The organism is Thermococcus onnurineus NA1 (assembly GCF_000018365.1).
Lineage (GTDB): Archaea > Methanobacteriota_B > Thermococci > Thermococcales > Thermococcaceae > Thermococcus > Thermococcus onnurineus.
Genome location: NC_011529.1, coordinates 1,764,750 through 1,790,413, shown reverse-complemented (window position 1 = coordinate 1,790,413; position 25,664 = coordinate 1,764,750). Strand labels below are relative to the sequence as shown.

Here is a 25,664-nt window from a genome sequence, read left to right as displayed (position 1 = left end):
CATGAAGATGGGACAGATAAGCATTGACCTCCTCTTTGCGGTTACTCTGATAACCTTAACAATGGTTAACCTAGTTTATATTGCCAGTAGCGAGACAACCCACGCCGAGACCTTTGATGCCGTTGCAAAGCTCAAAGCATTCTCGATAGACGTGAGAGACTCGGTTGTAAAAGTCTACGCTGTTGGGGACGGCTTCAGCGTGAAGAAAGAACTTCCCATGGACCTCGATTCAGGCGACAAAGTCACGATTACACTCGTACCATCCAACGATACCATCATGATAAGCGCCACGATAGCTGGCAGGAAGTACCTCGTCATTCAGAACAGTCCCGTGCCAATTTACCGGGAAAGCTCAGTGACCCTCACAGAGGCAGATAGAGAATTCCAGATAGTGGCAACGTACAACGAGGCGGAGGGAAGGCTGTATGTCGATATCTCGTCGTAGGGCTCAAACCGCGATTGAGGCTCTCTTCATAATTGCCATAATCCTGGCCGGTGTTCTAATAATAGTACCCCCCTACCTGAATGAGAACAGAGATATCTCACTAGTAGTCTATGCAAGGAATTCTGCGTCCAACGCCTGTGCGTACCTGAACACAGGGGTTGTGATCAACGAAGCTGGCTACGCTCCCCTGAACGTAATAATAAAGGCTGACAACTACACTTACCACACATTCCAGCTCACATCCATTAGCATGAACGAGCTGGATAGCAAGATACAGGTCAATATCATCATAACGTACTCGGGAAGCGCCGTCCCTGAAGCAACCCTAGAAACCAACATAAAGCAGTACATAGTCAATGACCTTGCCTCAAACACGAACGTTCGGCTGAGCGGGGGCAAGCTGTATTTTGGTGGAAAAGAAGTTGAGATAAACGTGGATGTGGTGAGAAAATGAGGCGAGGTCAGCTACTTTCCTTTGACGCGATGCTCTCATTGGTCATAGTTATACTCATGCTGGGAATGATAACCAGCACATCCAGTGCACTAAAAGATGATATAACCATCATGCTGGGCTGGTACGAGAGGGCTAATATAGGAGACAACATGCTCGATATCATCGTAAAAAATCCCGGAGTTCCATCTGACTGGGAGTCGAACCCTTCAAATCTAGCCTATCTCGGGCTAGAGAACACAAAATATCCCAACACAATAGACTACAAAAAGATAGAGGCCCTAAATAAGGCCTATACTAATGGTGAGGCCTCTTTGAAGAGTGCACTAGTCAACTTAAGCATGGGGAAAGACTTTACCCTCGGATTTTACCTCACTAGAATTGAAATTGAAGGAGACGTGACAGTAGTGCCTCCCAACGTGGATGGTTCCGTAGATATCCCTTGGGGAGGGCGCCTATCCATCACACCCACGCATGGATACGCCTATGGAAACCCAATAGTGGACATCGTGTGGGCCTATCCACTCAGAACAGACCTTCGCGGTACAGGAGGCATAGCAAATATAACCAACCTGACAGCGGGGGAAAGCTTTGTATTCAAACTCGCCGAGGATGCAGACGTGAGAGTTGACATCCCCGCTCCCGGTGGCCCCCAGAACTATAACATACCAGCCGGCGCTACGGTCTATATAGATGTGGACAGTGGGTGGCTCCTCATAGGATGGAACCGTCTCAACGACGGAACTTACGAACTGTGGATACCCTATCATAGGGAAGGAGAACAAGTCACGACAACATGGACAGGGACGATATGGTGGGGCCAGCAGGGAGGCGTATCGTCTACTAACCTTACAATTAGATACGTCTACGCAACGAAGGTCGTCAACGCCGACTACAACATGACAATGATAAACGGCACCTTTGTTGACAACCCCTCAATCATAAAAGCCTCTATGGACCGCTCTCCGTGGATAACCTACACCGAGAGAAGGGTTCCGATGACCAAGATGCTGTACAACGAAACTTATACTGTGACTTCGGACGCGCTTCCTGAGGAGCTCTACATTGGAACGATATACACGACCATCCCAGACTACATGGCTCTCAAGATCGCGTTCAACAACACGGGCTACATCGTCATGGTTGCCTGGATGAGGGGTACCAATATCTCTGGCTACTCCGTTATGGCTGCCTACAGGACCGCCGCCGATTCCACAATGAAGATAATCGTCAATCAGACAATCAACGGAAAAACTTACATAAAATCGTACATCTCTGAGAGCCCCTACTACGCGATAATACCCTGGAAGGAGTTTCTGACCCAGATAAACCAAGGTGAAAGCCTGGATATATACGTCTGGGTCTACGAGATGAAGAACATCGATGAGGCCGTAATAACTGACCTCAATGGAATAGATACCATAATGAAGCCCCAGGCGAGCCTCGCCGTGTTAAAGCTGTGGGTGTGGGATGACTCATGAAGAGACGGGGCTTTGTATTCACACTCGACGCCATACTTGCACTCCTGCTCGTAACAATATTTGTGGTTAGCATAAGCCAGATTAACCCGAACGCCCAAGTTTACTCAACATACATGCGTTCTCAGTCCAAATATGTGGCAGAAGATACCCTAACCATGTTCAGAACCCTTCCCCTTAGGGAGCTCGTTCCTCCAGAGAAGCTCGAAGAGTGGATAAGCGATGGAACTCTCAACACAACGCTTGTAACTCCAGATATGTCCCCAATCGATATCGTGGCAACGTACTGGGCCACAGCACCGGTTTTTCCAGATGCAAACCTTAAGCACAAAGCGGAGGTAATAATGGGTTACGTCCTCAACAACACCTTAACGGACTACAACTATGAACTCATGATAAACAACTACACAAGCCCATATCTAAGAAAAACTGGAGCCAACTATTCAACGGCCTCGGACGTGACCCCCGCCACACTCCTACTCAGTGGTTATGCCTACAACCAGACGCCGAGGGGATACATGGCGAGGGCGTTTCTCAACAATCTAGGAAGCAAGGAAAACACCTATACAGCCAGGGGAGGATACATATATGCAAGAACGGATAACCAAGATGACGCCGTCATAATAAAATACATAATTCCCGCGGATGCTATTCCAAAGGATGCCGAAATTCAGGAAATAAATTGGTTCCTTGAGCCGGCACGGGTCGGTTCTAACTATGAGGTCTATCTTAATGGCCAACTCATATGGTCAGGGTACGTTGACAACAACGAAAAGCTCGTAGACACGAACCCATCCGGAGGACTGGAGTTAATAGAGAACTTCAAACCTGGAGAGACCAACGTATTCGAAGTGAGGGTCTACAAGAGCGGGTACGATGGTGGTGAAAAAGGTGCCCAATACATTAAGATAAAGTATACCACATCAATTCCCTCCACGCTTAAATTTAACGACAAGTTCTATTTCGAGGACGTTACGGCCAAACACGGAATAACAGCATGGAAATATCTCTTCATCCCTGGAAAACTTAATGCCCTGAGTATTCAGATCGCCGTTGGAAACGTTTCCGCTCAGACTCCAGTCTCATTATCGTTCATGTTCAACGAAGAAATACCCATACCTCTAAGCGCACCGTGCCAGTATAACGCCACCACGATGACGAAGGTGTGCTACTGGGACAACACCACCATAGCAACTGCCCTTGAAAACGCTGGGTACAACTATACCCACATCTCAAGCAGATATACCACGATAATAGTTAGGGCAGGCTATGAGAATACTGAGTACGTTCCAAACATCCACCTCATAGGCAATGAATCCTTTGTTTATGCGGACTACACACCCGGCGTGCTGCTTACTTCTTACACCATCGACATAACCGAACCGATAAATCAGTACACTGCATCTCTCTGTGATGCATCGGATGTTGACGATCCATCTAGCTGGTGCAGAGATGTTACTTGGACATTTGAAATTCCTTATGGAACCACTCCTCTTTGGGTAAAGTTCCAGTTCCCCTGGTATTATCTAGATACTTCCTCAGAAAAGACTCCCACCCAAGAAATTGAAATAACTAATGATTACATCGGAAGCCAATATATATACCAGCATCCACCCAATCCGTTCATATATGCCCTTGCAAGAATAGGGTATACTAGAAACACCTTTGACAGTCAATTTAGACTCCTAAACAACGCTCTTATTCCCGGAGAAAATAAAGTCCACATAAGCCTAGGAAAGGACACAGACGAAAATGGAGATGAATACGGATACTGGATACAACCCCAAAATGGAGACGGAGAACTAACCTACGTTATTCAGGGTTTTGCTGGATACGGTAACGTCTTCCCAGAACTCTTGAGGAGCGGCTGTTCCGGATACAACATCACCTACTACTGGACCGGAGACAGCTCTCCGCATTACGTTACCGCAGGAGATGCCCCATACTGTGATATCACCGCCCAGGATCTCCTCGATGGAATGGAGCGATACGCCGTTGACGACGCGATAATAAGGCTCTTCCGCAACCTCGGCGGCGATGGAACCCAGACTAACCCAATACTGATAAAGCTGCCCCCAACCGTCAACGTAGTCTTTGTTTCCATGGGCAACATTCCGGGTCTCTTTAAACCGATAACAATAACCCTGAGGATCTGGAGGGAAGACTGATGAGAAAGCGGCGCGCATTCGTTCTTAACTCCACGGTTATCCTTCTTCTAATCCCCCTTATGCTTCTTCTCGCGACGTATGAGGACGTATCATCACAGATAATCATCTCTCAGAGCGAGAGAATACAGATTGAAAAAACTTACAGGGTAGTATCCTACGTTGAGATGGACTTCCAGAGAACTCTCGAGATATCCGGAAAGAGGGCTATAGTCACGATAGTCGACTACATAGCAAACACGCGTGACTTTCTAGACCCAAATAACCCCGACAACATGGCGAACGCTACCATACGTGACCTTGTCCTTTTCGGAGAGGCCAATGAGATAGCGAAAAACTACTCTGATAATCTCATGAAGGATCAGACCATCATTGGATGGCTCGGCAACATGTCAGCAGAGCTCCAAAAGCAGGGATACGACTTCAAGATAGCGAATATCAGCGTCTCCCAGATAAGAGCCATGAGCCCCGCCGAGCGGGCTGATTTCCTGAGGCAGAATGTTGAGCTGGTCGTTGCTCCCCTCGATTCATTCAGGATTGTGATAAAGGCCAAGATGAACGATGTGACTATATCTGATTTGGCGGGGAAGGTTGTTTACACCGGCCCAATACCTAGGGAAGGACACGTGTACTCAATAATCACACTGGAAAACCTCGAGGACCCGCTCTTCTCAGCATTAACCTACGGAAGATACTACCGCTCGATAGAGCCGTGTGAGTACACCTTCCCTGAGCTCATAGACAAGCCGGTAAAGGTTCTTTACGGTAACGGAAGCAGTGATACTGACCATGTTCTGGGCAAATATTCTTCCGTAACCTGGAGCGAGGGATTCATATTCTTCGGTGAGTACTATCCCGGGGATGGCGCCACAGGATATGTGCTGCGTACAGGAGACATTAACCAGATTACCGCCCCAGTAGTAGTGAACACTACCTTAAAAGGAGTTCCAATCTCGCCGAAGCTAGTTTTTCAGGATAGCGACATTGGAGTTCTCGTCTTTGGGAACACTGGACCATCAGTCCACTGGTGCAGTCTAAACTACAAATGGAGGGTCAACATCACAATACCCAAGTTTCCCGATGGCAGCCTTGTGTTACTTAAACTTCCCACTAGCATCTTCCCCAACATCTATCATACCGACGGAGAAGCCTCGATGATGATATACGAGAAGTCCGACACAGCCTGCGTTCAGGTTCCGTTCTGGATAGAGTACTGGGGCCCGACATATGTTTGGGTGTGGATCAAGGCAAGCGGTACAGATTACACCATCTACTTCACAGACGATCCCGTGTACGCAACGGACGGCTACAATAAGGAGTACCTGTTCTGGCTCATAGATACCTTCGATGGAACGAGCATCAACCCAGTACTTTGGAACGATCTCGCGGACGCTTACCTCGATGGAAATGGCCATCTCGTAGTTCCAGGTGGAACAGAGAAGCTTGCCCTCCAGACGGCAGAGGCGATAGACGGAACGTTCTTCGTGAGGTTCAGAATGGCCCCTGACAGCGCCGTCACCGACTTCGACGCAGGGGTTCAGGTGGCGCCCTCAACGGATTCCAGTGAAGGTTACCTCCAGGTTACCGTAAACTATCCGTCAAATGTTCAGGACGTCCAGATACCCGTTTACTTGGACTCGACCACCGCCCAGATGATACTCCACAACGACCTGAGCCAGGCTCAGATAGAAGTGTATTCCGATCCCCAGATGACGTCTCCACTCCCATTCTGGATAGAGTACTGGAACGACAACGGCGCCCTCATCTGGATACGGGGAGACCTACCTGGGACGTTCTACATCAGATACAACACTGGGACATATAAGAGAGGCAATGGTGATGAAGTCTTTGAGTTTTTCGATGACTTTAATAAAACACTCTCAAAATGGGCAATTGATCCCTACAGTCAAGGTGCAACTGCAATACTTAATCCCGCTGGAGAAGGAACCGTTACGATAGAAGGGGGAGATTCAATATTTGCAATGCGCACAAATACCAGACTCGATGTAGACTACAGCTTTGCAATAAGGTTCAGAATGAGACCCAACTTCAATGAAGCTCAAGACTGGAATGCTGGGATCGGAATATGGGATGAAGACAGAAGATACTACAGTACATCACGGGGGATAGTTTACTATCTGGAAGAGCAGTTGTTTACTGACGACATTATTGGAAATGGAAATCCTCTAGCGATTCATTGGGCAGAATGGGGGTATACCAGAAAAAGCGTGTGGCTTGAAAATTGGTGGGTTAATAACGACAATCTGGATAATACAGGACTGCAAGACAGAGACTTCAACTATCACACCTACGAGATACAGATGACGTTTGGAACAAGCGTTAAGTTCCTAGATCTAACTCGCAAAATAGTAAACAACTATGACAGAACTCCAATCACAATAAACAGTCCGCTGGAGTACATATACTTCGTCATAGACAGTGGAGACAAAAATAGAGGAGCCGTGTTTGACTGGATATTTGTCCGCAAATTGATAGATGATACTCAGCTATCTTACCAAATAACCAAAGGAGCTTCCAGTACTAGAATTCAATTCATAGATGACAACCCATTCTACAAGAACGAGGATCACGGAGGAGACACCCTTGCCATCCTGGAGAACTGGGGGGACAGCTTAATATCCGGCAGTGCCTCGGTGCTATCCGACTACCATAGATACCAGGTTGTGTTCAGGCCAGGAACTACCAACATAGAGCTCAGCTTTGAAGACATCGATAGCACCGCCAGGAGCGTGTCCTACACTCTGGACAAGCAGGTGAGCTCTCCAGTTAAAGTGGGAATAGTCATAGACAGCCAGGGCAGCATTCTCAACACAGCATACTTCGACTGGATAGTTATCGGCAGGATGCCCTACTACACTGTGGATCCCATAGATGTGGGAAGCAGCGGAATCGAATCCGCCCCAGAGACCAAGGGAGCATACGACGCTCGCGCCTACGACCTCCAGCCGTTGATATCCTGTATAATCGGTCAGAAGTACTTCGGAACATACGAGGGAGTGTCCTTCTTTGAACGCCTTGAAAACAGTGTAACCAATCACGACCGTTACTTCCAGCTAGCAAAGAAGATGCAGGATGAACTCGGAATAAAATACGGGGATGAGTACTACCCCATCGGGCTGGTCAGCTTTATGGTTCCAAACACAAACTATGACCAAAAGCTCTTTGACCTCTTTAGCAGCCTTGGGATACTGGTAGAAGATGGACAAAGTAGCGTGGACTACTACTTCCTTAACTACTACTTTGGAAGGATAGCTAAAAAGACAGGCTACCGTGTCTGGGGCATCTCATACGGCACCAGCGCTCTTACAGGAGACCTGAGCGTGGTGCCTTTCTTCATTGACGACGAAACCGCCGCCGCCATACTGGGACCGACGGGTGCACAAGACCTACTAAAGAGGTGAAATCATGTCGTTGGAAGATTTCCTTTATAATATAGGTGAAGCGGTGGACTCCGGAATTCACAAACTAATTGAGTTTATCAACCCCTCCCCATCAGAAGACCCACCCACGTTCAGATACCTTACACGGCTGATAAAGAAGGATTTAACAACCCACGAGTTCCTCAGCCTTAAGCTCCAAATTGCATTCTTAATATATCTCCTAACAAACCTCGCAGTCCTGTTCCTAAAGCTTAATCCCCTCTGGCTCGCTGTGATAGCCCTGATATACTTCCTCTACCTTCGCTACCTGCTCACAAGAAACAGGGAATTCTTTATAGAACCAGAGCCGTACAGATTCTTCTACTACTTCATTTCCCTGATATCCTTTGGTGCGTTCCTTGGCTACTCCTTCATCAGGAGAATCGCCACAAGCATCTACTATTACTACGGCTACCTTGTGCTGGTGTTCATAGCAGTCATGGCATTCAGATGGTATTTCAAGACTAAATACGGACGTGACTGGACCTATGGCGTTGTGGAGGAAATCCGTGGGGACATTGTGAAGGTATTCGTCCATGATGACATTTCCGCCAACGTCAAGCCAGGCCGCTACTGGGTCGATGCCGTCGATGATTTAGAGGTCGGGAGGGTCGTGAAGCTAATCGTGGAAGACAGACGGCTGAGAGGCGCGGTGCCGACTAAGATCATAGAGGTCTATCTGTCCTCCCAGACCTCAACGGAGCCGAAAGAAGAAAGTGAATGAAGGATTAACAGGTAAATCGAGTGACAGGGCTCAACCAGGTTGGTTTTGGCAAACCCGAACCCTTCTCTTTTTATCTGTAGGGGCTCAACATGAAGACACCCTGAGACCACAAGTACAGACTCCCCCATCTCCACGAATTCGTATCCGAGGCCATCGCAGATTCTCTCGATGAACCGCTTGAAGTCATCCCACCGCTCGATTCGAGTGCGATAATATACCGTGTGTCCCAAAATATCACCACAAAGAGTAAGAAGTAAAACTTTAAAAAGTTTTTGATTTTGCAATGTACTGTCGTAATCAGGGAAATGCTTTAAGACAAAGAAGGAGAATAGCTGGGGGATGATGACTAAACCCGTTGCCGATAAAAAGATGAGGAGAGGATCGACTAGCTGATTAGAGCTCTCCGCAGAGCTGAGCAAAGTTGCGGTAAACGTCGCTCCCCATCTCGGTGTGGGCGACCTCTGGATGGAACTGAACGCCGTAGATTGGCAATTCCTCGTGCTTCATAGCCTCGATCGGACAGGTCTCGCTCTTTGCCAGAAGTTTGAAACCGGGCGGGAGCTCTTTCACCTCATCCATATGGCTTTCCCAGACTTTGAGTCTCTTGGGAAGTCCCCTGAATATGTCGTTCTCCTCGAGTATCTCAATCTCTACGAGGCTGTACTCGGCCTTCTCGCCTCTGCCGACTTTACCGCCGAAGTACTTCGCTATGAGCTGGTGGCCGAGGCAGATACCGAGGATAGGCACGTTGAACTCGTCGTAGTGATCGAGTATAGCACTGCAGTTGCCGGTCTTCTCGATGTCCGGGCCGCCGGAGAAGATTATACCCTTCGGCTTCATTGCCTTTATCTCCTCGAGAGGCGTTGTGTTTGGGATTATCTTCGCCTCAACGCCGAGGTAGCGAAGAGTGCGCCAGATCCTGTGGACGTACTGGCCGCCGTTATCCATTATGATTATCATTCATTTCACCTCATTCGAACTCTATCGTCGCCGGTGGCTTGTTAGTGATGTCATACAGCACCCTGCCAACCTCTGGAATCTCGCTCGTTATCCTGAAGGCTATCCTCTGCAAAACCTCAAAGGGAACGTTCATGGCGTTGGCGGTCATGCCGTCGAGGCTTTCAACAACGCGAATAGCTATCGTTTCCTTATAGGCCCTTATGTCACCCTGAACGCCGACGGTCTTGACGCCAAGGAGAACCGCGAAGGCCTGCCACGGTCTCAGTCCAGCTTTAGCTATCTCCTCTTCCACGATGGCGTTGGCCTCCCTGACGATGGCAACCTTTTCGGGGGTAACCTCCCCAAGAACCCTGACGGCCAGTCCGGGACCAGGGAAGGGCATCCTGTTGTATATCTTCTCCGGAAGGCCGAGCTCCTTTGCCAGTTCCCTGACTTCATCCTTGTAGAGGTCCCTCAACGGCTCGATGAGCTTGAGGTTCAGCCTCTCCGGCAGTCCACCGACGTTATGGTGGCTCTTTATCTTGCCCTTGCTTTCTATCCAGTCAGGTGCTATAGTCCCCTGAATCAGGAACTCTGCGTCGATTTCCCTCGCAACCTCCTCGAACACCTCTATGAAGACCCTGCCTATTACCTTCCTCTTCTCCTCGGGGTCAGTTACGCCCTTGAGGGCCTCGAAGAACCTCCCCTGAGCGTCAACGTAGTGAAGGTTCATACCGAGCTCGTCCCTGAAGGTCTTCAAGACGAACTCCGGCTCGCCCTTCCTTAGGAAGCCCGTGTTCACGAAGACCGCGTGAAGTTTATCCCCGATGGCCCGGTGGGCTAAAACAGCAGCGGTTGAGCTGTCAACGCCGCCACTGAGCGCTATGATGGCCTTCCCATCTCCAACCGTTTCCCTTATCTCTTTAACCTTCTCATCAATGAAGCTCTCCCACATGAGCACCACCTTTTGCTCTGCATAATACTGTCAATTTATAAACCTATTCACACAATGTTTTCCAAATTTGTGTCAATATTTCATTGAGCCGGTTTTCGTCTAGAGCTTGCCTTATCTTATCAACATCTCTCGTCCGGTGCTGATATGTCCCTTGTATCTTGCCAGCTGTAAGTGAGTCGCAAAATAGTCGTGGAGAGCTCTAGGATAAGGCTTTAATTCCTCCACCCAACTTTTCTTGGTGAACCTGATGGAAATGACCATTAAAAGAAAGGCCTTCCTTGAGGAGCTGCCCAAGATCGTGGAAGACGTCGTTAGGGAATATGGCCCAAAACTGAAGAAGATAGAAATAATTGAAGATGAGAAGGGTTGCTACACAGTTTTCATAACCTACGAGTCTAACTTTAGGCCCGCCCAATAAGACACCCGTAGAGCCCCTTATGGGCGTTTATTAGGTCGTCTTTATCGAGGTGGAACACCAGGAAGGTCAAAAAAGCCATTGGGGTTGATAGTCTGAATTATCTAAGCGTCGATGGGCTGAAAAAGGCGGTGGGAAAGAGAGGCTCTGCACCGCCTGCCTCACCAGCGAGTATCCAGAGTGAACCTTCCGCTTCTGAGTTTCCTTATTCTGAGTATTATGAAATTTGTAAACTTACCTCCTCCCCCTGAAGAGTGAGGGTTGAAAAAGAGGAATATCAAAGAGCCTTCCGGAGGAAGTACTCATGCAGCCTCGCATCGTCGGTTAACTCAGGATGGAACGCTAAGCCAATGATGTTCCCCTGCTCTACGCCAACGACCTCATCGCCGTGCCAGGCTATGGGCTTGACCTTATCGTTCAGAAGCTCGACTATCTTTGGAGCACGAATAAAGACACCCGGGAACGGTTCATCACTGAAGGACAGCTTTAACGGGGCTTCGAAACTGTCCACCTGCCTGCCGTAGGCGTTTCTGTTAACCCTGACGTCGAGGAGCTCCAGAAAGCGCTGTCCCTCAACGGCTCCCTCGACCTCCTTTGCGAGAAGGATTAAACCGGCACAGGTGCCCATTATTGGAAGCCCCTCCTCACCGAGCTTCTTAACCGGCTCAAAGAGACCATTCTTCTGCATCAGCCGAGATATGGTCGTGCTCTCTCCGCCTGGCAGGATTATTGCATCAATAGCATTCAATTGCTCGGGCCTCCTCAGCCAGAATGCCTCCCCCTCGACGCCGAGCCTCTCGAAGGCCCTCTTCACCGCCTCGATGTGCTCGCTAACTGCCCCCTGAACACCAATAACTCCGACTCTGAGCACCTTCTCACCCCCATAAATATAGAAAGAAAAGCTCAGACGCCCCTCTCCTCGAGGCGGACCTCGAGCTCCTCAATCTCCAGGCCCTTCATGGGCTCGCCGATCTCTTTGCTTATCGCGGCTATAACGTCCGGCTCGTCCCAGTGGTTAACGGCTTCAACTATTGCCCTGGCCATCTTCTCCGGAGTGGAGCTCTTGAAGATGCCTGAACCAACGAAGACGCCGTCCATGCCCATCTGCATCATCAGGGCGGCGTCGGCTGGAGTGGCAACTCCTCCGGCGGCGAAGTTAACCACGGGCAATCTTCCGAGCTTCTTTATTTCCAGGAGAATCTTGTAGAGACCGTCAACTATCTCGCGATAGGTGTAGTGGCCGTAAACAGGCTCGTTCTCGAGAATCTGCTCCGGCAGGCCGCTTATTTCCCTTATCTGTCTGGCCAGTCTGAGGTACGGCTCGGCGAACTTTTCAGCCACGGCATAAACCTGCTCGTCCGTCATGCGCTGGATAAGCCTTATGTTGTCGGCGACGAGCCTAACGTGTCTGACTGCCTCGACGATGTTGCCGGTTCCGGCCTCACCCTTGGTTCTTATCATGGCGGAGCCTTCCCATATCCTCCTGACGGCCTCCCCAAGATTCCTCGCTCCACAGACGAAGGGAACGTTGAACTCCCTCTTGTCTATGTGGAAGAACGGGTCCGCTGGAGTTAATACCTCACTCTCGTCTATCATGTCCACACCGAGCGCCTCAAGGACTCTAGCCTCGGCGACGTGGCCTATCCTGACCTTGGCCATGACAGGAATCGTTACCGCGTCCATTATTTCCTGGATCTTCTCTATCGGAGCCATCCTAGCGACGCCGCCGGCCTTCCTAATGTCGGCCGGAACTTTATGGAGGGCCATGACAGAAACTGCACCTGCCTCTTCCGCAATCCTCGCCTGCTCGGCGTTGGTGACGTCCATTATGACGCCGCCTTTAACCATCCTGGCAAAACCGCGCTTCAGCCTCTCCGTGCCCTTAGCCTCAATAACGTGGAGCTTTCCCATCGGTATCACCTTTTCAAGCTGTAACTTGCAATAATCTCAAGAAAAAACTTGAATATAAACCTTGCCGCAGAAACGCCCCGATGTTTCCGAAAAACCTTCGATCGAGTGATAGGAGAAAAGAAGGAAATCCGCTCAGGCCTTTCCAACTATCTCGAGGCTGACGTCGAAGTTCCTGACGGAATGCGTTAGAGCTCCGAGGCTTATAACGTCAATATCAAGTTTCGCGTACTCCTCGATATTTTCCTCGGTTATGCCGCCCGAGACCTCTATCTTAACTCTCTCCCTGAGCCCTTCCCGCTTGAGGGCTTCTAAAACCTCGGCTATTTCCTCAGGCTTCATGTTGTCGAGCATCACAACGTCGGCACCTGCTCTGGCCGCTTTGATGGCGTCCTCGAGGGTCTCGACCTCAACCTCGACGACCTCGTAGACGCTGAAGGCCTTGGCGCGCCTTATGGCTTCTTCCAGGGGGACAAGAGCCAGGTGGTTGTCCTTTATGAGTACGGCATCGCTAAGGGAAAAGCGGTGGGGCTCACCGCCACCTATGAGTATCGCCCTCTTGTCTATCGGCTTGAGGAGGGTTTTTCTCGTTCCGGCAACCCGAACCTTCTGGTTTACCGCCCTCACCCTCTCGACCAGCTTCCTGACTTCGGTCGCTATGCCGCTCATCCTGCCCATAACGTTTAACGCTGTCCTCTCGACGAGAAGTATTGCCCTCGCGTTCCCTTCGAGCTCAAGGAGGACGTCACCCCTGTTCACGGCCTCACCGTCCCTCTTCCTGACCTCAACTTTAACCCCGAAGTACTCGAAGAGGGCCTTGGCTTCCTCAACGCCCGCTATTATCCCTTCTTGTTTCGCGATGATTACGGCCTTTGCATTCAACTCCTTCGGAATGACCGCCTCACTCGTGACGTCGCCGAAGGGGGCGTCCTCCTCTATGAAGCGGATGAGATAACTAAGGTGAATCATTACCTTCACCTCCAAGCAGGAACTTCCAGAGAGGGATGAGCCTGACCTTTTTCCCTCCGACCTCAAGAATGTCATCTCTGTTCCAGTTTATTATCGTTAGGTTTTCGCAGTCGAGTTTCTCCGAGGCATTCACCAGTGCCGAGATCTCTCGTTCGAACGTTTCGGGGGCTTCAAGTGAATAACTGACCTGTATGAGCTCCGAGATATCCTTTCCATCCTTCACGAGGAAATCAACCTCTCTCCCGCGCTCGTCCTTGAAGTAGTAGAGCTCCTTCTCACGTCTTCTAAGTTCAAGGAAAACGGCGTTCTCGATGAGCCTACCAATGGTCTCCCCGAAGCGAAGCGAGTAGGCGTTTATCAAACCCGTATCAACGACGTAGACCTTGGGAAGGCTCTTCTCAACCTCCCTCAGGTTGTAGGAAAATTTCTTGAGCGGGAAGATCACGTAAGCTTCTTCAAAGTAGTCGAAGTAGCTGTATAGGGTGTTCTTGCTGACGTCCACGCCAATGCCCTTCATGTACCTAGCCGTTCGGTTCACCGAGAACTCCTTGGCAAAGGACGTTATGAGAAGCTTCAGGAACAGCCTCACAGCTTTTAAATTCTTTACCCCGTGCCTTTCAACAACGTCGCGATACAGCATCACATCCACATACTCGGAAAGCGTTTTCCGCTTTAGGTATGTGTCCTCGATAAGAACAACCTCTGGAAAGCCGCCGAACTCTAGGTATTCCCTCAGAAGAGTCTTGACAACCGCCTCTTCTCTCGTCGAGAGATACCTACCCACCTCAATCCCCTTCGCTCTAAGGAACTCTCGGAAGCTGAAGGGTAGCATCTCGAATGTTAGAGTTCTTCCCCGAAGGGCCGTTGCTATCTCCCTGCTGAGGAGTTTTGAAGAGGAGCCGGTTAAGTAAACCCTGAACCCATCACGTTCCATGACACGCTTAACGAAAAGCTCCCAGTTGGGGACGTTCTGAATCTCGTCGAGAAAAAGGTACTTCTCGTCGGCATCCGGGAAGAGCTCGTAGAACACCCTCACGAGAGTTGAAAGGTCATCGGGCGTTGGAGGGTATATCCTGTCATCGTCGAGAGGGAAGAAGACGGCTGCTTTACCAGCCTTCCTCAGTTTGGAAAACTTTTGAAGAATGTAGAAAGTCTTTCCAGCCCTTCTTGGGCCGATTATTGTTATTGCTTTGTTTATTCGGATGTCCTCAGAAACCCTCAGCTCACGCTCGACACCTTCAACGCTGAGATTGAGATAGTCCATCACAATTTGGGCTATCGTTTCCTCGCGGCTCATGTTAGATAAAGAGGTAAAAATCCTTAAAAAGTTTCCCTCTGTACTTAACAAAAATGGTAGAATCTTTCCCTACAGACTTAGCTCATCTCCAGCATCCTCTCTATCGCCCTTCTGGCTTTCTCGGCTATATCCTCCGGAACTTCAACCTCGTACTTCATGTCCCTGAGCGATTCGTAGATGTGGTTGAGCGTTATCGCCTTCATGCCGATGCAGATGGCGTCTTCTTTAGCCGGGTGGAACTTGATGTCCGGATAGAGCCTCTGAAGGCGGTAGACCATCTCCCTCTCCGTGAAGACCACCCACTCGTCGTGCTCGGGGGCGCGCCTTATCATTCCGCCCGTGGAGACTATGATGTCGGCTCTCTCCTGTACCTCTGGCTCGCATTCCGGGTGAACCATTAGCTTGGCGTTGGGGTAGAGCTTTCTCGCGCGCTCGACATCCTCAAGGGTGAACTGCCTGTGGACGTAGCAGTGTCCGTACTCGGGGACGGGGATGACCTTCTTGCCGGTCATCTTTGCCACATAGCTCGCGAGGTTCTTGTCCGGGCCGAAGATTATGACGTCCGAGTCGAGCTTTTCAACTATTCTGACCGCGTTGGCAGAGGTAACCGTAACGTCGGCGTAGGCCTTGGTCTCGGCGGTGGTGTTTACGTAGAGAACCACCGGCGCGTCCGGATACTGCTCCTTGGCCTTGAGGATGTGCTCGACTTTGAGCATGTTGGCCATCGCGCAGGTTGCCCTCCTCGTTGGCAACAGAACGGTCTTCTCTGGATTGAGAATCTTGGCAGTTTCAGCCATAAAGTCGACACCCACAAAAACTATGACGTCCGCATCAACGTTAACAGCTTTCCTCGCAAGCTCGAGGCTGTCGCCGAGGAAGTCAGCTATGTCCTGAATCTCGGGCAACTGATAGTTGTGGGCCATGATTATAGCGTTTCTCTCCTCTTTGAGGCGTTCAATCTCCCTAACGAGCTCCTCCATTTTCATGTTCTCACCTAGAGAATGCTATGCCCGGGGGTATAAAAGCTTGTTCTAAAGCACAACGGCGATGTAAAGAAGCCCGAGCAGGAAGAGGACCAGAGCGGGAACCAGCAGCCTCAAATAGACCCTCCGGAGCTCGGCCCCGTAGTACTCGGCCGAGAAAACTAAGCAGAGATGGACGGGACTGAAGAGCATCCCCATATAGCCGCTTAAATAGGCAAGGGCGACCCTGTCAAAGCTCGTGAAGAAGGGGAGCAACAGCGGAAAGGTCATGCCGACGTAGGCGAAGCTTATGCCCGTCATCAGGCCGACAACGAAGGGCGTCACCATGAGGACAAGGATTACCGGGAGGTTCATGGCCAGCATGGCCTTTGGAAGGGCCTCCACAGCCCCCGTAACTTCAAGGACGTATTTGAAGTACATGACCGAAACGAGGAGGAAGACTATCTTGGGCTGGAGGGCATGAGCAATGACCTCTTTCAGGCTCACCCTCTTCAGGTTGGGAATGAGAGCCGAGAGGAATCCGAGAAAAGCACCGTAGACCATGTCGATGCCCAGAACGATTGAAACGAGTATGATAACCAGTATGGGGTACGTGCTCTTCAGGAGGAGCTTTAGGCCGGTTCTGAAGTCGCCCTCGCCACCCCCGTCATCTGGAAGGGGCCGAATCAGCATCAGGTAGCCGATGATGGTCATAAGAACCGTCAGGGGGAACATCTTGGTGCTTATCTCCCTTATGGAAATCCCGACGATGGCGGAGGCGATTACTATGGCCTGGTACATCGGCCAGGAGTGCTCCCATATGTGCCTGAACCAGTAGTTGACCAGCGTCTTCTCTTCGGGCTCCATCTCAAGCCTGCCCGCGACGGGGTCTATCATGGGGGCCGAAACGAGGGCGCCAGCGGGCATCGGCATGAGGCCTATGAGGGCCGGAAGCATTGCCAGTGAGTACTTGGCCTTGGGAAAGAGGTTGCCCGCGGCGGCCTCCATATCCTTCAAATAGCCGATCTGTGAGAACACCGAGGTCATTCCCATTATGAAGGCGATGATAAGTACGAGCCTGATGGTCTCCCAGGAGACGACAGAGTGGTAGAGGGCCATAACCGCATCGGAAGGGCTCATGCCAAACAGAAAGGCCAGAACAAGTGAGCCGACGAATATAGAGACACCGATGTTGATTTTAAGCCAGATGAGAGCGATGATGACTGCGAAGGAGGCTATGAGGTAGAGGAGCTCCACCCGTTTCACCGGGTATGATAAGGATTCGATGAGAATTTAAATGTTTGGGCTCAGAGCCTGCACCTCCCATCAAAGAAGCTCGGCCTCTCAAACTCCTTCCTCATGACGGGAAAGTCCTCGCGGTAGTGGCTCCCCCTGCTCTCCTCCCTTGCCAAAGCGCACTCAAGAACACCCCTCGCGAGCAGCTTAAGCCTTCCATCAACCTCGATCCCGTTAAGCTTCTCCAAGCCAAACCTCAGGCCTTCGGCAGTCCTTACTATTCCAGCGTGCTCCCACAGTATTTCCCTGAGGGCTTCAACATCACCCAGAGAGTCAAAGGTGTATGGAACCTCTGGAACCTCGCCAAGCCTCGGCCTATCTCTCGATAGGGTTCTGGCAACTTCAAGTCCGCTCACAATGCACTCCAGCAGGGAGTTGCTCGCCAGCCTGTTCGCACCGTGGAAGCCGTTGCTCATGGCTTCCCCAGCAACATATAGGTTTTTGATGCCCGTACGATACCAGGGGTCGACCGCTACTCCGCCGATGGTGTAGTGAGCTATTGGAAAGACTGGAATAAGGTCTTTGGAGGGATCTATGCCCTCCCTGATGAGGAAGGCATATATCTGAGGGAAATTACGTTTAAAGTCCTCTATGCCAGTTGCATCGAGATAGACTCTCTTTCCAGCCTGCATCTGACGGTATATGGCCCTCGCCACGATGTCCCTCGTGGAGAGCTCGTTCACGAAGCGCTCGCCGTCATCCGTCACGAGCCTGGCCCCGGCTCCCCTGACGGCCTCGCTGATGAGCCTGACACCCTCCTTTCCGATGAAGCCCGTGGGATGAAACTGGACGAACTCCAGCTCTCTCGCGGGAGCACCTTTCATAACGGCATCGCCTATCAGCGTCCCCAGGTTGAGGGGCGAGCCGGCGGTGTACTTGAACAGCGAGGCGAAACCGCCCGTGGCCAGAAGGGTAGCGTCGAACTTCAGCAGCTCCCCATCGAGAAAGACGCCGTAGGCGATACCGTCTCTAACCGCGAGCTCTTCGGCAAGACCTTCAACGAAGTTTACCCCATGCTCTCTCGCGGCAATATAGAGACTCCTCATCAGGTGCTTCCCGGTCTCGTTCCTTATCGTGAAGACCCTGTGGAAGGAGTGTCCCCCCTCCGTCTCGTTGGCCTCGAACTCAAGGCCGAGCAAGATTAGAAAATCATACGCTTCGGGAGCTTTGCTCACAACGCTCCAGACTACTTCCTCATCGTTGAGGTACTTGCCAGCCCTAACCGTGTCGAGGAAGTGAGCCCTAGGTGAATCTCCCTCAAGAATCGAGAAGGCTATTCCAGCCTGGGCTAAATATGAGTTGGTGTTTTTGAACCCCTTACCTATGACCGTGACGTCAAAACCTCTCTTCGCCAGGGCTATGGCAGCCGTTAAACCAGCTGCACCATCGCCGATGATTCCAATCTTGGTCATGTTCTCCCCCAATGGGGCTCAAAAAGGGGGTTTATAACGGTTTTTGGAATCAGGCATAGAAGAACAAAGGAAAAAAGCTCACTTCCCGACCGGATAGTTTGGAGCCTCATCGGTGATGAAGATGTCGTGCGGATGGCTCTCCTTAACGCCAGCCTGGGTTATTATCACGAACTCGCCCCTCTCCTTGAGCTCCTCGATGTTCCCCGCCCCGACGTAGCCCATTCCCGAGCGCAGGCCACCGACGAGCTGGTAGAGAACCTCTCCAACGCTTCCCTTGTAGGGGACGACCCCCTCGACTCCTTCGGGGACGAACTTGCGCGTCTTCATGTGGCCCTTCTGATAGTACCTTTCAGCCCCTCCCTTCATCATCGCTCCGAGGGAGCCCATTCCACGGTACTGCTTGTATTTTCTGCCGTTTATGACGACCTCCTTTCCAGAGGCCTCCCTGGTTCCAGCCAAGAGCGAACCAAGCATAACAGCGTCGGCTCCAGCGGCTATTGCCTTGACGATGTCGCCGGAGTAGCGTATTCCTCCGTCGGCGATGACGTGAATACCGTACTCCTGTGCCCTGTCGGCAACCATAACTATAGCGGTAATCTGCGGAACGCCGACGCCAGCGACAACGCGTGTGGTGCATATGCTTCCTGGTCCTATCCCAACCTTGACGGCATCGGCGAATGTTAGGTCATCGACGGCCTTCGGATTGGCGATGTTTCCGACGATTAACTCGGCATCAACGGCGCTCCTTATCTCCTTCATCGCCCTTATCGCTTTAAGGTTGTGGGCATGGGCCGTGTCAATGACTATAACATCAACTCCAGCCTCATCAAGGGCCTTGGCTCTCTCCAAGTCGAATGGACCAACCGCGGCGGCAACCAACAGGTCGCCGTTTTCATCTCTTACCGCGTTCCTGTACTTCTTCCTCATCATGAGGTCACTCACTGTGATGATTCCGACCAGCTTACCGTCCCCATCGACCACGGGGAGGCGGGCAATCCTGTTCTCGACCATAAGGGTGAGGGCATCCTCGACGGCGATGTCCTCCGGAACCGTTATGACGTCCCTGGTCATGACCTCCCTCACGAGCCTGCCTTCCTTAGCCGCTATGTCCTTCTTGGTGATGATTCCAATAATTCTTCCGTCCTCTCCGACCACCGGAAGGCCGTCGATGTCGTTCTTTTCCATCAGGAAGAGCGCATAGTCAAGGGTCTCATCGGGTTCGATTGTTATGACGTCCTCGACGATGAAGCGCTCTGCGCGCTTGACCTTTTTTACCATCTCGACCTGCTCCTCGATGCTCATGTTCCTGTGGATCACTCCAAGGCCGCCTTCCCTGGCCATCGCTACCGCCATCTCCCACTCGGTGACGGTGTCCATAGCCGCGCTGAGAATCGGGATGTTGAGTCTAATCCTCGGCGTTATCCAGGTCGAAACATCAACGTCCTTTGGCTCGACCTCGGTTGCCTGCGGAACCAGAAGAACGTCGTCGAAGGTGTAGCCCTTAATTGCATTGACAAGTTTTTGTTCAAATTTCCCCATAATTCGCGAACCTCCCCACTCTTTTTAACTTGAACCTGTTAAGGGTTTTTAAGGGTTTTCACCTCGAGGATCGAACTCAACCACGGTTTCAATGTACAGCTTCGAACCGATGGCTTTACATTTGACAACTTTACAAACGTAAACTTTATAAACAAATGTGTACGTTTGGGCACGGTGGCATCTATGAAAAGACTCGCAATAGCCCTATCCTACGCGGCACCGATATTGCTCATCCTTGGGGTCCTCGCCCTGGCGATGTGACAAAGAACATAGGACTACAAAGAGGTTCATCCAAAATTTAGACCTTTTTTCCCTACATTTTGTCATCACATCAATACTTACACCGAAAAGCCAAAATACTTCCAGACAACCATTCATGTGGGTGATTTCACAATGAGGGGGGAGTACCAAACCCATCGCTAAGGAAAAGATTTTGAATGTGAGGAGCTTTAGTTTTGAGGAGATTTTAGGTGAAATACTGAAGGAAGGCCTTTTCTGGGCGGCCCTCGGAAGGCCGTCGGAAGTGATGCCGTTTCTGAGGGGCAAGCTTTTGAACAACGGGTACAGTGAAAGCACCAAGAGGGAGCTCGCGGATCTACTCAGGGAGCTGGAGATATTCTACAACCGCGTCGCCTGCTGCGGTCGCGTTGAAGAAAGGCACATGAAGGCAGTGAAATCCTTCCAGAGGGATATCATCGCAGTAATTTCCTTTGAGAAGGCTTAGCTTTTTAACCCCCTTTCTCTACTCTTCTTGGGATGATGAGGGAAGTTTCGTCCGAGCGGTGAGGAAACTCGCATGGGCTGACCAACCCTCAACCTTTTAAGACGTTCTTCTTTCCTCCGCTTGGGAGCGAGAATGGAGCTTGAGAAGTTCATCAACCACCTCAAGGTTCTCGTAGAGTACGAGAGAAAGGCCGAGATAGAAGCCATGAGGGCAGAGATGAAAAGGCTAAGCGGCAGAGAGCGTGAGAAGGTAGGCAGAGCAATCCTTGGCCTGAACGGCAAAATAATCGGGGAAGAACTCGGCTACTTCCTGGTAAAATACGGTCGAGATCGGGAAATTAAGACGGAAATAGGCGTAGGGGATTTGGTGGTTATCAGCAAACGCGATCCCCTGAAGAGCGATCTAGTTGGAACCGTCGTAGAGAAGGGGAAGCGATTCATTACAGTCGCCCTTGAAACTGTCCCGGAATGGGCGCTTAAGGGGATAAGGCTAGACCTCTACGCCAACGATATCACATTCAAGCGCTGGATTGAAAACCTTGAACACCTCCATGAGGGCGGAAAGAGGGCACTGGAGTTCTATCTCGGCCTAAGGGATCCGGAAGAAAGTGAGCCGGTCGAGTTTGATCCGATCGATAAAAGCCTGAACGCGAGTCAGAGGAGAGCAATCAGCCAGGCACTCGGGAGCCCCAACTTCTTCCTCATCCACGGGCCTTTTGGAACGGGCAAAACCAGAACGCTGGCCGAGCTGATAAGGCAGGAAGTGGAGCGCGGCCACAAGGTTCTTGCAACGGCAGAGAGCAACGTGGCTGTGGACAACCTCGTTGAGCGATTAGCAGAATCGGGCCTGAAAATCGTCCGGATTGGACACCCAAGCCGCGTTTCCAAACACCTCCACGAGACAACTCTTGCATATCTCATGACCAAGCATGACCTATACAGCGAGCTGAGAGAACTCCGAGTCACGGCACAGAACCTCGCGGAAAAGCGTGACACCTTCACAAAGCCCCTGCCGAAGTACAGGCGCGGGTTGACCGACATTGAAATCCTTGCGTTGTCGAGGAGGAGGCGGGGCACGAGAGGGGTACCGGCAAAACTCATCAGGGAGATGGCCAACTGGATAAAGCTCAACAAGCTCGTCCAGAAGGCCTTCGACGACGCCAGAAAGCTGGAGGAGAGAATAGCCAGAGAGATAATTCAGGAGGCAGACGTTGTTCTCACCACCAACGCTTCGGCCGGGCTGGAGGTAATCGGCTACGCAGACTACGATGTGGCCATCATAGATGAGGCGACCCAGGCGACCATACCAAGCGTGCTAATACCTATAAACCGTGCCAAACGCTTCGTTTTAGCGGGCGACCACAGGCAGCTGCCGCCGACAATACTGAGTGAGAAGGCGCGGGAGCTCAGCAGGACACTTTTTGAGGGACTGATTGAGCGCTATCCTGAGGACAGTGCTATGCTGACCGTTCAGTACAGGATGAACGAGAGGCTGATGGAATTTCCGAACCGGGAGTTCTACGATGGGAAAATAAAGGCAGCACCCGGAGTTAAGTGCATCACTCTCACAGATCTCGGAATTAAGTGCCCCAATTTTGGGGAACCATGGGATGAAATCCTGAAAGCGGGCAATGTGCTCGTTTTTATAGACACATCCAAACACCCGGAGAAGTGGGAGAGGCAGAGGCGCGGGAGCGAAAGCAGGGAGAACCCACTTGAGGCGAGGATAGTGGCCGAGACCGTTGAGAAGCTCCTCGAGATGGGCGTCAAGCCAGAGTGGATTGGCGTGATAACGCCGTACGACGACCAGCGTGACTTAATCAGCTCACTCGTTCCCGAGGAGATAGAGGTCAGAACCGTGGATGGCTATCAGGGCAGGGAAAAGGAAGTCATAATCCTCTCCTTCGTGCGCTCAAACGAGAGGGGCGAGGTTGGCTTCCTGAAGGATTTGAGAAGATTAAACGTCTCGCTGACGAGGGCAAAGAGGAAGCTGATAGTGGTTGGGGATTCCGAAACTTTAAGCGTTCATTCAACTTACAAAAGGTTCATCGAGTTCGTGAAAGCTGAGGGTAGGTTCGTTGAGATTGGAAATGATTTTAAGACCAACGGGGGATGAGGAGCCATGTTCCTATTTACCAAGAACTTCGACGAGCAGAAGGCCAGGGCGATGGCAGGCCTTAGGAAGGCACTGGAAGAGGGCAAGGTGGATGAGGACATAATTCCGCTCTTGGAGAAGATAAACTCGCTTGAGAACTACTTCACAACGTCCTCCTGCTCCGGAAGGATTTCGGTAATGGAGATGCCCGAATTTGGAGACAAGGTCAACGCCGCCTGGCTCGGCAAGTGGCACCGGGAAGTCGAGCTCGGGGAAGTCCTTGAAGCTATCAAAAAGCACTCCAGCGGTCAGCTCTGGTTTCTCGTAAGGAGCCCTATCCTGCACGTCGGCGCGAGGACGATGGAGGGCGCGGTTAAACTACTAAACCTTGCCATCGGACTGGGCTTCAAGTACAGCAACATCAAGAGCGTGAGCCACAAGAAACTGCTCGTTGAGATTCGCTCGACGGAGAGAATGGACGTTCCGCTCGGCGCGGATGGCGAGCTCTGGGTGAGCGAGGATTACATCGAGAGAATCGTGGACATCGCGAACGAGCAGGTGAGAAGGTTTAAGGGGAAGCTGAAGAGGTTGGAGGAAGAGGTCGAGAAGTTATAAACGCCACTTGCCCTTAATGAGATTGCATCCACACGAGCGTCTTCAGCAGAGTGTACGCGATGAGTGGGACGATGGGAAGGGAGAGTAAAAGACCGAGTTTTCTCTTCTTGGGATAGACGAGCATTCCCAAGAGGCTGTAAAGCACGTTCAAGCCCGAGAGCAACAGAACGTACCTATATTCTACTGGGTCCTCACTGGGAAGATTCAGAATGGGGAGTGTTGCCTCAACGCGAACGTTGAAGCTGGTAGCCACACCCACCGCAACCAGAGAAACGAGTGAGATGAGGGAACCGAGGAGAATCTCCCTGGAACCCGGCGAGGAGTCCTTTCCAATGAAACGTGCGTAGAGAAAGATGGGGAAGTCTATAAACAGCACCCCTATCGCAAGAAACAGGGGAACACAAACCATTACACACTGCACGGCGAAGTCAAGGAAATAAACCACACCTCTCTCAACCCCCATATCCAGGACAGCCGAGGCAAAGGGGCCCCACATTAGAATGATAAAACTGATGTCCTTCGTCAAGTCCCGGATAACCTCAGGGTCAGTCTCATCGATAACCCGGGGAAGCTCTCTAAATCCGAATTTGGAATTATGCTCCTTCTCCAATCGTCTTTTGAGCATGAAAAGGGCTATCGTCAGAGCAACGAAGAATGAAGCCACCGACGTCATCAACCAAGGAGCATTGAAATTCTCCCGCCGAAGGTCGGGAGTTGGATGAATGTAGAACAACCCCCACATAATAACCCAGAACACCAAAGGACCCAAGACAGCTTCCAGCACCAACTTCCGCCCGGGCTTCATTTTAAATCCCCTCGTTACCTATTCAAAAAATTGAAATTTAAAAAGTTGGGAGAATATCACGAAAATAAAGCCTTAATGATGTAGGGTAGAGCATCACAGAATTGCGGGCAAAACACAGGAGCTAAAACTGCTCCACAGGCATCTGCGCAGACACTTCCCAGTATTCCACATCTACTTGCACAAGCTTTTTCTAGCCCCTTAGAGCATACGGTAGAGCAAGATCCTCCCGCAAATATACTACTAATGCCTTGTCCACACATATAGCCACAAAGACCCGAGCATATAAATCCTCCTGCAAAGCATATGAGTGAGAGCACCCCTCCGCTTTCCGCCGCAGCTATACACACAAGTGTGAAAGATGCTGTACATGCTAAGTCGCAGAGGTGAACGCATGCTGAATAGTCGTCAAGAACTATGGTGTATCCCAAGTTTGCCTCTCCATTGTACTCCGAAAGCTTAAGCCTCACCAAGTGCGATAAGTGTCTTAGCTCGTATGCAGTTCTGTCCCAGATCCAGTTCGTCTCGTCCCCATGCCTAAGCTTCACGAGAACCTTGTTCAGCGTCCAGTAGTACTCCGAAAGGGTCAGGTTGTCAGTAGTGAGGATTGTGTCCCCCACAGGAAGAGCTTTATCCTCATCCTTCGGAGCTATATTCATTCCAGTTAGATAGACCTTGTACTCACCAGTCTCAGAATCAGTGAAGATTCTCGTGACCAAAGTGAAGTTATACTGACTCCTCTCGGCCTTGTAAACGAGCGCGTACATCGTGTAATTAAACGTCTCATTGTAGAGACTAACCCCAAAGAACAGTAACTGCTCGTGCTTTTCACTCATGTTATAAAACGTGACCACGGAAACGTTGAGGTCAGCAGTCAAGTTCAAAGCACTGCAAGAGCTTGAATTATAACAAGAGCATGAAGAGTTCGTCAAGTTCGCGAAGTCTATTGTTTGATTCACCCAAGTAATGTTAAGCTGGAGTTGTCCCCTGTCATTTGAATCAGTTCCGTTTTTCGTCATCATTTTCAATTTCCA

Annotated in this window: 22 protein-coding genes; 10 read left to right on the top strand and 12 right to left on the bottom strand. The window is 50.8% G+C overall.

Translation table 11 applies throughout. The annotated features are described in order from the left end of the window. Window position 1: 1 nt before the first annotated feature. Genes TON_RS09690 through TON_RS09665 form a run of 6 tightly spaced genes read left to right on the top strand, consistent with a single transcriptional unit; the run spans window position 2 to window position 8,703 of the window. Entirely contained in the window at window positions 2-445 is a 444-nt protein-coding gene (locus TON_RS09690; RefSeq protein ID WP_012572863.1) for a hypothetical protein, read from the top strand. Next, window positions 426-899, top strand: a complete 474-nt coding sequence (locus TON_RS09685; RefSeq protein WP_012572862.1) for a hypothetical protein — start codon at window positions 426-428, stop codon at window positions 897-899. The genes TON_RS09690 and TON_RS09685 overlap by 20 nt, the downstream gene beginning before the upstream one ends. Beyond that, window positions 896-2,377, top strand: a complete 1,482-nt coding sequence (locus TON_RS09680) for a hypothetical protein (RefSeq protein WP_012572861.1) — start codon at window positions 896-898, stop codon at window positions 2,375-2,377. Before TON_RS09685 ends, TON_RS09680 begins: the two co-directional genes overlap by 4 nt. Beyond that, window positions 2,374-4,542 carry a hypothetical protein gene (locus tag TON_RS09675; RefSeq protein WP_012572860.1) on the top strand — a complete coding sequence of 723 codons (2,169 nt, stop codon included), beginning with the start codon at window positions 2,374-2,376 and terminating at the stop codon, window positions 4,540-4,542. The genes TON_RS09680 and TON_RS09675 overlap by 4 nt, the downstream gene beginning before the upstream one ends. Then, window positions 4,542-7,961: a DUF2341 domain-containing protein gene (locus TON_RS09670; RefSeq protein ID WP_012572859.1), complete on the top strand. Its 3,420-nt coding sequence runs from the start codon at window positions 4,542-4,544 to the stop codon at window positions 7,959-7,961. The genes TON_RS09675 and TON_RS09670 overlap by 1 nt, the downstream gene beginning before the upstream one ends. Window positions 7,962-7,965: 4 nt before the next feature. Continuing rightward, window positions 7,966-8,703, top strand: coding sequence for a DUF2101 family protein (locus tag TON_RS09665; protein WP_012572858.1), 738 nt, complete (start codon window positions 7,966-7,968; stop codon window positions 8,701-8,703). Window positions 8,704-9,096: 393 nt separating this feature from the next. Here TON_RS09665 and TON_RS09660 read toward each other — a convergent pair whose 3' ends face one another. After that, complete coding sequence (locus TON_RS09660) at window positions 9,097-9,663, bottom strand: GMP synthase subunit A (RefSeq protein ID WP_012572857.1); 567 nt, start codon at window positions 9,661-9,663, stop codon at window positions 9,097-9,099. 10 nt (window positions 9,664-9,673) lie between these two features. After that, window positions 9,674-10,597 (bottom strand): glutamine-hydrolyzing GMP synthase, encoded by a 924-nt coding sequence (guaA, locus tag TON_RS09655; protein WP_012572856.1) that lies wholly within the window; start codon window positions 10,595-10,597, stop codon window positions 9,674-9,676. 247 nt (window positions 10,598-10,844) lie between these two features. Between guaA and TON_RS10510 the strand changes: the two genes are divergently transcribed. After that, complete coding sequence (locus TON_RS10510; protein ID WP_012572855.1) at window positions 10,845-11,015, top strand: hypothetical protein; 171 nt, start codon at window positions 10,845-10,847, stop codon at window positions 11,013-11,015. 274 nt (window positions 11,016-11,289) lie between these two features. On the opposite strand, the gene pdxT is transcribed toward TON_RS10510, so the two are convergent. The 8 genes from pdxT to guaB form a co-directional block, all read right to left on the bottom strand. Then, entirely contained in the window at window positions 11,290-11,883 is a 594-nt protein-coding gene (pdxT, locus tag TON_RS09650) for a pyridoxal 5'-phosphate synthase glutaminase subunit PdxT (protein WP_012572854.1), read from the bottom strand. Between the two features lie 32 nt (window positions 11,884-11,915). Then, window positions 11,916-12,923 carry a pyridoxal 5'-phosphate synthase lyase subunit PdxS gene (gene pdxS / locus TON_RS09645; RefSeq protein WP_012572853.1) on the bottom strand — a complete coding sequence of 336 codons (1,008 nt, stop codon included), beginning with the start codon at window positions 12,921-12,923 and terminating at the stop codon, window positions 11,916-11,918. Between the two features lie 132 nt (window positions 12,924-13,055). Next, on the bottom strand, window positions 13,056-13,889 hold the full coding sequence (gene nadC / locus TON_RS09640) for a carboxylating nicotinate-nucleotide diphosphorylase (RefSeq protein WP_012572852.1): 834 nt from the start codon (window positions 13,887-13,889) through the stop codon (window positions 13,056-13,058). Further along, the gene (locus TON_RS09635) at window positions 13,876-15,186 is read right to left on the bottom strand and encodes an ATP-binding protein (protein ID WP_012572851.1); all 1,311 of its coding nucleotides are present in this window, start codon (window positions 15,184-15,186) and stop codon (window positions 13,876-13,878) included. Before TON_RS09635 ends, nadC begins: the two co-directional genes overlap by 14 nt. 77 nt (window positions 15,187-15,263) lie before the next feature. After that, window positions 15,264-16,172, bottom strand: coding sequence for a quinolinate synthase NadA (gene nadA / locus TON_RS09630; protein ID WP_012572850.1), 909 nt, complete (start codon window positions 16,170-16,172; stop codon window positions 15,264-15,266). A gap of 45 nt (window positions 16,173-16,217) precedes the next feature. After that, a complete protein-coding gene (locus TON_RS09625; RefSeq protein ID WP_012572849.1) occupies window positions 16,218-17,405 on the bottom strand; it encodes a TIGR00529 family membrane protein in 1,188 nt (395 codons plus the stop codon). 50 nt (window positions 17,406-17,455) lie between these two features. Beyond that, window positions 17,456-18,856: an L-aspartate oxidase gene (locus TON_RS09620; protein WP_012572848.1), complete on the bottom strand. Its 1,401-nt coding sequence runs from the start codon at window positions 18,854-18,856 to the stop codon at window positions 17,456-17,458. Between the two features lie 78 nt (window positions 18,857-18,934). Next, window positions 18,935-20,395, bottom strand: a complete 1,461-nt coding sequence (gene guaB / locus TON_RS09615; RefSeq protein ID WP_012572847.1) for an IMP dehydrogenase — start codon at window positions 20,393-20,395, stop codon at window positions 18,935-18,937. A 439-nt stretch (window positions 20,396-20,834) separates the two neighbouring features. Here guaB and TON_RS09610 point away from each other — a divergent pair, with 439 nt between their 5' ends. The 3 genes from TON_RS09610 (at window position 20,835) to taw3 (ending at window position 23,828) form a co-directional block, all read left to right on the top strand. Further along, complete coding sequence (locus TON_RS09610) at window positions 20,835-21,119, top strand: hypothetical protein (protein ID WP_238516407.1); 285 nt, start codon at window positions 20,835-20,837, stop codon at window positions 21,117-21,119. A 132-nt stretch (window positions 21,120-21,251) separates the two neighbouring features. Beyond that, on the top strand, window positions 21,252-23,234 hold the full coding sequence (locus TON_RS09605; protein ID WP_012572845.1) for an IGHMBP2 family helicase: 1,983 nt from the start codon (window positions 21,252-21,254) through the stop codon (window positions 23,232-23,234). A 6-nt stretch (window positions 23,235-23,240) separates the two neighbouring features. Beyond that, entirely contained in the window at window positions 23,241-23,828 is a 588-nt protein-coding gene (gene taw3 / locus TON_RS09600) for a tRNA(Phe) 7-((3-amino-3-carboxypropyl)-4-demethylwyosine(37)-N(4))-methyltransferase Taw3 (RefSeq protein ID WP_012572844.1), read from the top strand. Between the two features lie 13 nt (window positions 23,829-23,841). Here taw3 and TON_RS09595 read toward each other — a convergent pair whose 3' ends face one another. Together TON_RS09595 and TON_RS09590 are read right to left on the bottom strand one after the other, a co-directional pair. Beyond that, window positions 23,842-24,633, bottom strand: a complete 792-nt coding sequence (locus TON_RS09595) for a hypothetical protein (protein ID WP_012572843.1) — start codon at window positions 24,631-24,633, stop codon at window positions 23,842-23,844. Window positions 24,634-24,689: 56 nt separating this feature from the next. Then, on the bottom strand, window positions 24,690-25,466 hold the full coding sequence (locus tag TON_RS09590; RefSeq protein ID WP_238516405.1) for a hypothetical protein: 777 nt from the start codon (window positions 25,464-25,466) through the stop codon (window positions 24,690-24,692). Window positions 25,467-25,664: the final 198 nt, after the last annotated feature.